Origin of the sequence: Aminobacterium sp. UBA4834 (assembly GCF_002400205.1) — a bacterium.
Taxonomy (GTDB): Bacteria; Synergistota; Synergistia; order Synergistales; family Aminobacteriaceae; genus Aminobacterium; species Aminobacterium mobile.
This window is the reverse complement of record NZ_DHFC01000020.1, coordinates 39,670-50,547: the sequence shown is the minus strand read 5'-3', so window position 1 is coordinate 50,547 and position 10,878 is coordinate 39,670. Positions and strand designations below refer to the sequence as shown.

General features: G+C 41.5%; 14 protein-coding genes and 1 pseudogene. 2 read left to right on the top strand and 13 right to left on the bottom strand.

From position 1 onward, the window contains the following. Positions 1 to 84: 84 nt before the first annotated feature. Positions 85 to 229: pseudogene (locus B3L97_RS10025) on the top strand (methyl-accepting chemotaxis protein); the annotation flags it as partial. 415 nt (positions 230 to 644) lie between these two features. Here B3L97_RS10025 and B3L97_RS10020 read toward each other — a convergent pair. The 6 genes from B3L97_RS10020 to B3L97_RS09995 form a co-directional block, all read right to left on the bottom strand. Then, complete coding sequence (locus B3L97_RS10020) at positions 645 to 1,217, bottom strand: hypothetical protein (RefSeq protein ID WP_286935051.1); 573 nt, start codon at positions 1,215 to 1,217, stop codon at positions 645 to 647. 177 nt (positions 1,218 to 1,394) lie between these two features. Next, positions 1,395 to 1,838: a hypothetical protein gene (locus tag B3L97_RS10015; RefSeq protein ID WP_286935050.1), complete on the bottom strand. Its 444-nt coding sequence runs from the start codon at positions 1,836 to 1,838 to the stop codon at positions 1,395 to 1,397. A gap of 139 nt (positions 1,839 to 1,977) precedes the next feature. Beyond that, positions 1,978 to 2,442 (bottom strand): hypothetical protein, encoded by a 465-nt coding sequence (locus B3L97_RS10010; RefSeq protein WP_286935049.1) that lies wholly within the window; start codon positions 2,440 to 2,442, stop codon positions 1,978 to 1,980. Between the two features lie 136 nt (positions 2,443 to 2,578). Beyond that, positions 2,579 to 2,773 (bottom strand): hypothetical protein, encoded by a 195-nt coding sequence (locus B3L97_RS10005; RefSeq protein ID WP_286935048.1) that lies wholly within the window; start codon positions 2,771 to 2,773, stop codon positions 2,579 to 2,581. Between the two features lie 9 nt (positions 2,774 to 2,782). Further along, on the bottom strand, positions 2,783 to 3,229 hold the full coding sequence (locus B3L97_RS10000) for a hypothetical protein (protein ID WP_286935047.1): 447 nt from the start codon (positions 3,227 to 3,229) through the stop codon (positions 2,783 to 2,785). Positions 3,230 to 3,433: 204 nt separating this feature from the next. Then, a complete protein-coding gene (locus B3L97_RS09995) occupies positions 3,434 to 3,796 on the bottom strand; it encodes a helix-turn-helix domain-containing protein (protein WP_286935046.1) in 363 nt (120 codons plus the stop codon). A 234-nt stretch (positions 3,797 to 4,030) separates the two neighbouring features. Here B3L97_RS09995 and B3L97_RS09990 point away from each other — a divergent pair, with 234 nt between their 5' ends. Next, positions 4,031 to 4,897 (top strand): hypothetical protein, encoded by an 867-nt coding sequence (locus B3L97_RS09990; RefSeq protein WP_286935045.1) that lies wholly within the window; start codon positions 4,031 to 4,033, stop codon positions 4,895 to 4,897. A 988-nt stretch (positions 4,898 to 5,885) separates the two neighbouring features. Here the strand turns inward: B3L97_RS09990 and B3L97_RS09985 are convergent. From B3L97_RS09985 to B3L97_RS09955, 7 genes are all read right to left on the bottom strand, one after another. Further along, positions 5,886 to 6,182, bottom strand: a complete 297-nt coding sequence (locus tag B3L97_RS09985) for a helix-turn-helix transcriptional regulator (RefSeq protein ID WP_286935044.1) — start codon at positions 6,180 to 6,182, stop codon at positions 5,886 to 5,888. A gap of 71 nt (positions 6,183 to 6,253) precedes the next feature. Next, a complete protein-coding gene (locus B3L97_RS09980) occupies positions 6,254 to 6,814 on the bottom strand; it encodes a hypothetical protein (RefSeq protein WP_286935043.1) in 561 nt (186 codons plus the stop codon). Positions 6,815 to 6,910: 96 nt separating this feature from the next. Continuing rightward, entirely contained in the window at positions 6,911 to 7,477 is a 567-nt protein-coding gene (locus B3L97_RS09975; RefSeq protein ID WP_286935042.1) for a hypothetical protein, read from the bottom strand. Between the two features lie 24 nt (positions 7,478 to 7,501). Beyond that, a complete protein-coding gene (locus B3L97_RS09970) occupies positions 7,502 to 7,780 on the bottom strand; it encodes a hypothetical protein (RefSeq protein WP_286935041.1) in 279 nt (92 codons plus the stop codon). A gap of 87 nt (positions 7,781 to 7,867) precedes the next feature. Further along, positions 7,868 to 8,614 (bottom strand): RNA-guided endonuclease IscB, encoded by a 747-nt coding sequence (iscB, locus tag B3L97_RS09965; protein ID WP_286935052.1) that lies wholly within the window; start codon positions 8,612 to 8,614, stop codon positions 7,868 to 7,870. A 1,662-nt stretch (positions 8,615 to 10,276) separates the two neighbouring features. Continuing rightward, the gene (locus B3L97_RS09960) at positions 10,277 to 10,606 is read right to left on the bottom strand and encodes an AAA family ATPase (RefSeq protein ID WP_286935040.1); all 330 of its coding nucleotides are present in this window, start codon (positions 10,604 to 10,606) and stop codon (positions 10,277 to 10,279) included. Next, positions 10,603 to 10,839 carry a helix-turn-helix transcriptional regulator gene (locus tag B3L97_RS09955; RefSeq protein WP_286935039.1) on the bottom strand — a complete coding sequence of 79 codons (237 nt, stop codon included), beginning with the start codon at positions 10,837 to 10,839 and terminating at the stop codon, positions 10,603 to 10,605. The genes B3L97_RS09960 and B3L97_RS09955 overlap by 4 nt, the downstream gene beginning before the upstream one ends. Positions 10,840 to 10,878 lie beyond the last annotated feature (39 nt).

Sequence of the window (10,878 nt, the reverse complement as noted above, 5' to 3'; positions counted from 1 at the left end):
GTTCTTCCTTTCTCGCGATAATCTGTTTGATGAACTAAGTTGGCCAAATCAATCATGAGATTCATTGTGGGGGTAAATTTTTTCGTAGAGACTATTACTAAAATTGCAGACCAAACGAACCTTTTGGCGTTAAACGTGGCTATTGAAGCGGCACGAGCAGGAGAAGCGGGGGGGGGTTGCTGTCGTTGCCGAGGAGGTTAGAAAATTGGCAGAAGAGCCGGCCGAGGCAGTTTAGCAGGTTCGCCCGCTGAACAGCATACGCAAATAAAAACTGATGATTATTTTTAAACCCTGTGTACTCGGGGGGTTCAACGATTACCTTTTTCTTGGGGGTTGTGTTTTTGTTCCCTTTCTTTGTCATAAACATTCGCTCCTTTATCCTTATGTATTGTTTTTGTGTTTCTTTTCTACATGATATTTTTACAATACACAAAAGAAGGAGGCACAAACAAGGGGGGGAAAAACACAATACGACTTTTCACAAAAAATATTTTCATCTACATATTATTATCATTAACATTGAGAATGTATATCCGACGTAGTAGAAATAATATTAAGGGTTTAGGAACATTGATATATACATAAAAAATACGGGAAATCCCATATATGGAATCCCCCGTATAATAAAAAATACAATTGATTTTTTACTCTTCTTCGTCCTCTTCTCCAGGCTCCTTTACATGGAAAAACTCTATAAAGGAACTTCTTATCATGCCTTTTAAGGCTTCGTCGGTAAACCCTATTTCGTCATATTTTTTTTGCAATTTAGGTGTGCATTTATATTTAATGCTTGTATTCAACATCCCGCTACGAACAATATAATTAATGTCCTCCGCAGGCATTTTTAACTCCCTATACGCGTAGGAAATATCCCGCAATATATCAGTGTAACACTCCTTTAAAGGGATATATGGCCCATCATATAAGGTGCAGTAATATTTATAAAGTGTTTCCTCTTCTTTCATGTCATAGTGTCTCAATTGCTTTTTTATAAACGTAAAAAAGTCAGTGGACATCCATGTCTCAATATTTCGAAAAGGATATTCACTTTGCGAACCGTGATATCCTTGGTTTACATACACGAAATCTTTTTTTGATGAAAGGGTATTTGTTCCATCCGGCCTTGTCATAACCACCATCCCAACCGCAATAACAACAACGAAAACTATTAAGCCTAAGATAGCATATTTTTTATTGACGTTTTCTTTTGCTGACATATATATACTTCCTTTCTTGTCTTATTTTTGAAAAGAAATTGTATATAACGTATTTTAACCATACAATATTAAGATGTAAATATCAACTCCATAGGGTCAAAGTTGAATGTCACTATGCATAATGTAAACTTTATTATCACCAAGGCTATTAATATCATGTTTACTCTCAAGTTTTCTTTATAACAATGGGAAATACAGACCAACAAACTCTAAACCCCCACAAACTATCGCATAAACAAAAGTTATTGCACTAATCGCTTGTACCGAGTATGCTATTGGGGATTCGTCGGCTTTTTTATATGCCAAAATATATAAACGCCCAAAGAAAAATACGACGACCCCTGATAAGCACATCAAAAACATACATACAAATATCCCATTTTCAAACAAACCCGTGACAATCATAAAAATAAAACGTATGTCATATACCCAAAATAGTATACTTATGACAACAATATATTTATTATCAATTCGTGCGGAGACAGGAACAAAAGAAGCCTCCGATATTTGTTCTTTAAACATTTTTTTTGCTTCTTTGCGAACACAATCTTCTTCTATAGATTTTTCTAAAAGTATTGAACAAAGTACAATACTTACTGCACACAATAATGGGTCTATCATCGCAATACACACTCCTTTATTTATGAATTCAGAAGTTCTCTGTTGTTCTTTAAGTCCCTTAAGTAAATAGATGATATACCTTGTATATACATGAAACATGCGGGGCTTATGTGTACGGCCCCGCATGTGCTATCAAAAATTACCCCTCGTTTTCTTCATCTTCTTCTTCATCTTCTTCTGTATTTTCTTCTGTATTTTCAGGGCTTTCTTCTTGCTTTTTAGATACAGGGAATAACTCCGTAAAAATAAAGGGGTCCATAAACCCAAGGACAAAGAAAAAGTTCTCTTCCGGGGTCAGGTTCCGTGTCTGATTTATAAAATCAGACACAAACACAAACATGTCCTGTTCTTTATTACTGGCGATACCTTTTACCGCGTCTTTTTGCAGAAGAGGAATACGAGACAATAACCTTGCTATTTTGCTTGTATGCATATTTCCAAAGTCAACCTGCTTAAAAAGAGGCGCTTGGACTATCTGTCGTAAAGCGACATTTTGTTTTTCTCCATCACTTTCACTATTGGATGTTTTTTTCTTTTGATGGACAAGCACCAGCCCCAAAAGTATTCCCGCAATTAACGCCTGCTGATGGGTTCTCTTTGTCACTGTTTTGGCCCGTCTAAAGATTATTAAGACTCTATGATGTCAATGGACAGCAAAAATGTCATGATCTCAAAGCCCTATGCTCTTGTCCATTCACAAGTCACATTTACTTCCTTTCTCTTCTCCATAACCTGTTTCCTCATACCCTGGAGCCTCCAAGGATGATCCACCCTCCCATGTTGGCTTTCCCCAGGGGTATCTGTTTTTCTTCTGTTTCCATCCGAGCCCTTTCCTCAAATTCGGTCAGGCAGAAATGATCCTCTTCCTTTCTAGCCGAAAGATGACCATCCATATGTATAAGAATATGAACGGGACTTCCGGGCTTCGGCGCCACCACTTTGTCTCATTGATCCCTAAGCTGATACTTTACCCCTTCGTATGAAATCCTGGGCTCCTTGTCCGCCTTTCTCCCATGTTCTTTAACCAGGAGAAGATCCAGTTCATGGGAAGAAACCTGAAGGATGACATGTTGCTTTTGGGTTTCACTCCGAATCTTCTGTTTCCGGAAGGAGGCATTGGCTTCCTTCATGGAGGTTATACTCTTTCTCCTTAGATCTACCCACAAGCCTATGTTGAAAGGCTCCCCATAGCCTTTCACTCTTCTCTTTGCTTGAGGGGAGTTTGGCTTGATGTGAGTCACACCCAATCTCTCCATGATTTTGCCGAACTGTGAAAGGGAGACTCTCCTGCCTGCAAGCTCTTTCTCCAATGCTGGCTTGGAGTTCACCGGAAAAAATATGCCGTGGCGGTCACTATATAGTCTCTCTGGAACTCCCCATCTCTCGAACATCCCCTTCATGACATGAAGCTAGGCCGTGCAGTTCCCGGATCTGTCCAGCCAGAGAGCCAGTATATTACTGGTGGCATCGTCTATCGCGTCATGAAGATGAAGATTCCCTCTTACAGGACTAAGCCACTCGAAGGGACTTGCATCGATCTGCACCAGAAGCTTGGTGGACGGCATGCGTCCTCTGGATGGCTTCCTTTCGGCGCCTTATGAGCGTGGGGCAAGGGGTATTCCAGTCTCTTGGAGAATGCGTCCAACCGGCTTCGAGCTGATCTTGCACCCCTTATCCTCTTCCAGCATCTCTGCTATATGCTGACAACTTGCCTCCGGCGTCACTCTAGTGGCCAGATCCATCACATGGCTCCTGATATCACTAGATGTCCTGTTATGGGCACATCGCCCTCTCCCTTTGTGGGCCAGTCCACTGGCACCTTCCTTGCTGAATACCTCCTTAAGTCTGTATATCTGGCGTTTGCTCAGCTCCAGCAAAAGTGATGCCCCATTAACTGTAAGGATATCTTCTACCAGCTTTTTAATTATAGATACGCGCCTTGCTTCTTTCTGGGACAACAACTTTTCTCCTCTCATAATTCAATAAACATGACATTTTTGCTGTCCCTTTTCAACTGACATTATCGCTGTTCGGTAACAATGAAGACTCTATAATTGACAAGGGTAAGGACTTTATATAATATTAAAATTGCACGAAACAATTAAATTAAAGAAGGTTAAAATGAGTATATAGATACTGCTTGCAACTGAGGTTATTAAAATTAAATTAATTATACTGGGGGGTTTATATTCATGAAAAAAGTTTGTTCAATCAAAAACATGACTGTACTCGGAATATGTGGACTTCTGTTTTTTGTCGCTCCAATTCAGGGACACGCTTTTATCGAAAACATAATACGGAATACGATAGTTGACGGGATTGCCGAATCACAGAAAGAACAAATAAAAAGTACTCCGTCCCAGGCATATGTCGCTCTTCTACAATCCTTTAGTGTAGCGACAGATATTGATATCGACGTTGAAATGGCAAGTAAGCTATGGAAAGCGACTCGTCGGCCGTACTTGAATACCCCTCACAGCATGTATCTTGGATACAAAAAAACATCTCAGGCATGCCGGTTAAACAAAGACGATTACCAGGTTCTTATTTTTAAAGATAAGGATGAGGTTTTAGTGAAAGAGGAGTCCTTGCGCAACGCTTTTGCCAAGGGGGCAACGGCGTTGGCTTTTGTGAGTGATGATACATACCGAAAACAAGATAGCATAGCTTCCACATCATCTACGCTTCGCAGAATTGGATATCGCACAAGAGACCATGGACTTTTTGGCGATATAGCGGACATAAATAGTACTGGCAAGTATGACCGTCGCTGTGAAGTGGCTGTTGCCATTTTGGGGATGTCTGAGAATGGGAACCTCATTGTAGCGGATATTGATGGCCAATTCCGTCTATATCCATTTGATATTTTGGATGATGTCGAGTTTGTTATGGGATTCCGGTATCTCCCCCACCAGGTGGACCGAAGTCATCTGGCTATAGATGAAGATACTATCGGTGAAAATAACATGGAGGAAAAAACGGAAACACGAGATAGTAAAATCTCTCAGGAGAGTGAAGATTATATTGAAAAAATGAGACGGGAGCTTAAAAACAAATAAACATTGATGTTTAGATAAAGTGTCGTGAACATTGATAATTTAATTTCATAAATTATTATATTATTTTTTAGAGGAGGCGTTTTTATATGGCGGATATGTATTGTGAGAATTGCAAGAGAATTGTTGGAACAAAGAAAAACTTAACTGGCGGTCTTCTTTGTTTGTTAATTGGAGCGATCCTAATGTTCTTTTTCGCTATTATAGGATGGATCTTGGGTCCGATACTGATTATTACAGGGATAGTACTTATAATATGTGGTGGAAAGAGATGCTCAATTTGTGGGGGTAAAAACTTAAGCGAAAAGATACCCACAGAGGCGGATAGTGTGTCGACAGGTAGGTGATTTTTTAATTTTAAATCGAGTATCTTTTATGTAAAACGCATGCTCCATGCACATCTCGCCGCTCATCTCAAGATCGCATGCGTCACAAGCCACGGAAGCGGAGTAGGGGCCAAAAAACATCTCTTGCAAAACAATATCCGGTCTCTGTGCCTTGAGTGTTTGGAAAATAAAGACTTTGATTTCGTATTTCATTTGTGGCGTGGATTCACGTAACACTCGATGGATACAGGTGTTATGCCACATTCTTCTGCTTTGTATGATGTATGTCGACCCCCCGAGGTTTTTACGCTACTGGGGGTCGACACAACTCTTGTCAAGGTTCATTCTTACCATAGCAGGAGGCAGGGTAGCGTAACAAGCCCCCCTACATAAACATAGAATAAAAAAATAAACATAGCTTATTTCCCAAAAATAAAGAAACAAATAAAATAAAATATGTATTGTAAAAAAACAGAGGAACAGTAAAAATAACATAGAAAACGAATTTATTATTTTTTTGAGCATTCTGTGAAGAGGGAGGAGAGGTATCTCTTTTCTTTTGTTCTTGGTTTTAATCCCATGGCTTGCGCCATACGCGAGCGCCAGGTTTCATTGTAAAAGCGTCAATGAAACAAAAGAGATGTAAGGTTAGTTACAAACCCCGTCTACCCCTTACTATCACTGACTTCTCGTTTTTGTGTTTCTGCCAATCGCCGCATATCTTCGCGGTATAATTTTTCCAACCGCAGCCAGAAGGATGACGAGACACCTAAAATGCGTTCAAGTTTTATGGACATAGATGGTGTAACAGGCAGCGTTCCTTCAAAAAGCTGACATGTCTCTTCTTGTGTCAGCCCCATTTTCTGTGCAAAACATTCTTGCGACATGTGAAGGTATTTAACATGTTCTTCGATAATTTCGCCTGTTGGGACAGCATAATCAGTTTGTCTATTTCTAAACATGGGTGACTCTCCTGTAAACATTTTTCCTATACATATGTACCTTTACGTTTTCTGTGGACATACACGAGACTTCAAAAGAATTCTGGTCCGAAATCAGAAAAATCACAGAAAAGAATATCCTCACCCCATAAAAACCTTGCCTCTTCCCATGACAACTCCTCGGGGTCTTTCTCCGCTGGGTCTTGGTCAAACGCGAAGGAGTATGGAACCACGAAAGGAAATGTCTGTCCCGGTCCCTTTAACGCGTCAAGAACCTTCCGCCATGCGAGTGTCTGTGTATGGAGAGTCTTCATTTCTAATGTACACGTTTCTAATATAAATTCTTTTTCCTTCTCAAAAAACATGCTATTCTTAAATTCACAGGCGTTTTCTGCCATACAAAACTCTAGCTGGCTTTTTTGAATTGTAAGAGTCCCGTCGGAGTTAACCATGTATGTAAATCCAAAACATGGAACTCCTTTCTCTCGCGTAGTCATCATATCCACATAAAATAAAGAGGAAATACACATTTCCGGAAAAGAAGATTTTTTAGAATCATCCTTATACATCTGCTTATATTTCCCAATAACACTTTTCGCCTTATATTGGCTGTTAGGAATAATATCCATCCATGACATATTTGAATACAACATAATCATCCTCCCTTTCTTCTATTGACATTGTTTAATTACCCCCCGCCTCAACCCAGAACACTAACGTTCCGGATAGGTGGCGGGTAATTTGACGTGTTATAATCCCATCTCAAGAGAATGGCAAAAAAGGTCGTCCTCATTCCCCACGAACCGCTCTTCTTCCGACGTCAACTCTTCGGGGTCTTTCTCCGCTGGGTCTTGGTCAAACGCGAAGGAGTATGGAACCACGAAAGGAAATGTCTGTCCCGGTCCCTTTAACGCATCAAGAACCTTCCGCCATGCGAGTGTCTGTGTATGGGGAGTCTTTATTTCTAACGTTTTTGCAATAACCATCTCCATTACGCGTATTTCGTTATCGCTAAAACAGTCCATTTCCGGATGAACATGTTTTTCAGGATTACGCGCCATGTAATACTTGTCTTGGTTTTCGTCAACCGTAAGCGCCCCATCATAACTAACCATATACGTGAGTCCAAAACATGGCAATCCCGTTTCTCGTGTCATTATAAAATCCACACAAAAGAAAAATGAGGCAAGTGTTTTTAATGATGGAAGCTTTTCGTTTTTTTGCATATAGCGCATGTTACAATACCGCGCGCCGTTCTTTATTTTTTCATGGCTAAACATGATAATGTCCATATATGCAACGTGCGAATCCGACATACTGCCCCTCCCTTTTGCGGCTTGTTAACGCTCTGGAAGAGGAATCTCAAGACCATCCTCAATCCATCGACATTGCCCCACTTCAAACCCCGCAGGGGTTAAGTGGGGGGGGTTTTGCCCCTGCATCTGTTTCATTATTGTGTATCTGTATCTGTCAGAACGCTGGAGCAGCGTACAGTACTTGCTATTGACATCTATAGTCCCTTTATTTCCGGACAATGCGAAGGTTCCTCTCGTACGAACAGCTACTCTTCCGACATGCGTCCCTTTGTATTTTCCTTTAGGGATAGTCGCTCGCACCATACCACCTGTGGGGAATCCGAAGAAGCACTTGCTGTGCGGCAAATACGCCCTCGGGAATCCGTATTTGTCCGGGAGCGTTCGGGCGTACTACCCCCGTCCGGTGCAGCGGACACGCAGAGTGTCTCTTGCCAGGACGGTTACTGAATCGACCGCCCCGACGGAGGGCAGCGGAGTGAGCGCACGAGATTTGATACGTGCCAGGAGTTCGGGCTTGCCCTTGAGGAACTCCTCAATCGACCTGGCTCCTTTGGACTGGTTACACTCCTGACACGCCAGCGTCAGGCGGGACACCTTATTGGAGCCGCCCCGTACCCTCGGGACGATGTGCTCCACCTGGAGCGGCACATTTTCTGCTCCACAGTAAGCGCACTTACGCCCCCACTTTTCCAGCAGGTATTCCCGTACCTCGTATCCTGCGAGTTCTCCCTGCTGGTATTCCTTCCTCGAAATCTCGGGGTTCAGCATTTTTTGCGTGTCAAATTTAACGGACTCAACGCTGAACCCGGAGACGGAGGCGATACGCATAATCCGCCTCATCCACGACATGGTCGTGTCAACCCGGTGACGAAGGCTCGGCGGCAGCCACCCATCCGGTCGGCGCCGGTCGTTGAAACGTGGCGCACGATAACGGGTATTTGCGCTGCGCCGTCGTCGGCGATAGTTCGCACGTTTCGTCATGTTGTCCCGTATTGCGTTTCCACGGTGTTCCAGCTCAAGCCCGGCGATGAGACGGAGCTTGCCAGGCTCGTCCTCCCGCACGACAGCGATTCCGGTGAACCGTGCTCCGGGGTCGACCTTGACCAGGACCGGCTTCCCGACACTTTTCTCCGCCACTCTGTCCTTGAGGCGGATGGTGAACGGGAAGCGCTTGTGGACCACCGCCCTGGCTTTTGGGAAGTTCACGAGCCGTTATCTCATATTTTAATTCCATATAATAGTGTAATTTTTTCTTCATGACCCACTCCCCTTGAATAAAACTTATAGATAGATTTTTTTAAAAATCCCATAGCTTGCGCATATGCGCGCGCCAAGTTAGTTACAAATACAAAACAATTGCCTCACTTGTTTTGTGTCCCCCATTTTAATCCCGGTTGCTGTCATCGCAAAAGCGGCATGAAGCAAAAAAGCAGGTTAGTTACATACCCCCCGTCCGACCCTTGCTATGACTGGCTTCACATTTTTCTATTTTTGCATACACCGCCTTTGTTTTGTATGCCATTTGCGGTGTAAATCCACGTAATGTCCGATGGTTACAGGCGTTACGCCACATTCTCGTGTTCTGTATGATGTGTGTCGCCCCCCCCAGGGTTTGTACGCTACCCGAGGTCGGCACAACTCTTGTCAAGGTTCATTCTTACCATAGCAGGGGAGAGTGTAGCATAACAAGTCTCCCTAAAAACATAGAATTTTAAAATAAACATAGCATATAAAATAAAAAGCCAAGAAACCAGCACAAAAAATAGGAAAAAACAATAAACATAGAATTGCTGTGAAAAACTTTTAGGAAAGAATTTTAAAATAGTTTTTTTGTTTTTTTACTAGAGAAGGTGAAAAAAACATAGAGAAAAACTTAAAAACATATTTTTATAAATTAAAAAAGATTTCCAGATTTTTTATAGATACATTTTCTTTTTCCATATCTGCGACAGAAGAAATTATAGATTCTCCTTGTATCTGTTCAACACAAAAATGATTTTCCCGTATAAGTTGGCTTCCACCACGTAATGCAGAACACATATCTTCTGGACAGCTATAAACATTCAATGCGCTGAAAAAATACGTTTGAGATTCCGGTTGCCATTCTGTAACTTCTACTTCAAGAAAATTTCCAGGGACGACCAGTGTTTTAATAATGTTTTCGACTACTTCAGGAGAAGAAAATCTTCCAACATGAATAACCCCGTCTTCGCCTTCACCAATACTACAGAGCGTTACATAATATATCCGAGAAAAAACGACGATACTTTTTTATTTTCGCAACCTCCCTTTTTTAAGTAGCTTTCGACTTGTTTTAAATCGAAAGCTATGTCGAAAGCACATGTTGTTAGTTTTATTTTGTATTTGCCCTATCTAATAACACTCCGTCATTATTCCCATATAAAGTCGCGGGAGAAATCGGTTTGTAATGGTTAAGTCTAACAAAGCTTAAAATTATTTTTTATTTTTTTTGTTCCATTTTATTTTTTGTATGTACAGAAAGTGTCATAACACAATTTGCCATCATATCTATATCCTGTGAAATATAATGAAGAACGAGAATCGCGACGTTGGCTTGAATCGCGATTCTCTCTAAAACGGAAAATAAGGTTGTAACATTTCTGTGAGTCTCATCTAAATAGGACAAACAACTTAAGGGGGCAAGAATTACTAAATCGTAGTTTTTAAATTCTTTTATACAAAAATTAATTTCTTCTTGATTTTTGACTATTCCTATCCCTTGTGATTGCAACAGTTCGAGCTGTTCCCCAACGAGAGAAAAGCAATCCAAATTAGCGTTTATTTGTTCAATTTTTTCTGCAAGTTTGGAAATGCGCGGATAATAGCGCCGCCGCGCTTCTGAATATCTTTGGAATCGTCCTCAAAACTCCCAAAAAGCACCTTCCTGGGAGGTGAAGAAAAATTTTTAATTCCTGCCATTTTTTCTCCTGCTGCCAGTTGTATGCCCCATTGCAGTGCAAGAAAAGATTTGCCAATACCAGGCGCACCTGCCAAAATGGCTACTTTTCCGCTCGGAAGGCCTGGTAACACAAAATCACGCTCAATGGAAGCTAGCTTTCGAATTTCTTCATAATCAAGTAAAAATTGCGAAAGTGTCGGAAGGGTCATATCGACACCTCCTCTTTTTCAAAGCCACCAATTTTCTGGAAGTTTTTTTCCATCCATTCATCTAGGTCCTTTTTTTCGTATCTGACAGCGCCACTACTCGATTTTCCGTACGGCGGCGCAACTCGTTTCCCGATATTCCCAGTTTCTCGGAGTTTCGCCAGATATTTGGGCGAATATCCCGTATAGTACGCCGCTTCTTTGGTCGTCATCCATCTTTTTTCGATTTTTTCCATGGGAAACACCCCTTCTATTTTCAACCACCTCTGATATTT

Coding starts and splice junctions, on each gene's coding strand:
- B3L97_RS10000 (WP_286935047.1), bottom strand. CDS start 3,229: ATGTTCGAGAGATGGGGAGTTCCAGAGAGACTATATAGTGACCGCCAC.
- B3L97_RS09980 (WP_286935043.1), bottom strand. CDS start 6,814: ATGTTGTATTCAAATATGTCATGGATGGATATTATTCCTAACAGCCAA.
- B3L97_RS09985 (WP_286935044.1), bottom strand. CDS start 6,182: ATGTTTAGAAATAGACAAACTGATTATGCTGTCCCAACAGGCGAAATT.
- B3L97_RS09990 (WP_286935045.1), top strand. CDS start 4,031: ATGAAAAAAGTTTGTTCAATCAAAAACATGACTGTACTCGGAATATGT.
- B3L97_RS09970 (WP_286935041.1), bottom strand. CDS start 7,780: ATGGTGCGAGCGACTATCCCTAAAGGAAAATACAAAGGGACGCATGTC.
- B3L97_RS10020 (WP_286935051.1), bottom strand. CDS start 1,217: ATGTCAGCAAAAGAAAACGTCAATAAAAAATATGCTATCTTAGGCTTA.
- B3L97_RS09975 (WP_286935042.1), bottom strand. CDS start 7,477: ATGTCGGATTCGCACGTTGCATATATGGACATTATCATGTTTAGCCAT.
- B3L97_RS09955 (WP_286935039.1), bottom strand. CDS start 10,839: ATGGAAAAAATCGAAAAAAGATGGATGACGACCAAAGAAGCGGCGTAC.
- B3L97_RS10015 (WP_286935050.1), bottom strand. CDS start 1,838: ATGATAGACCCATTATTGTGTGCAGTAAGTATTGTACTTTGTTCAATA.
- B3L97_RS09960 (WP_286935040.1), bottom strand. CDS start 10,606: ATGACCCTTCCGACACTTTCGCAATTTTTACTTGATTATGAAGAAATT.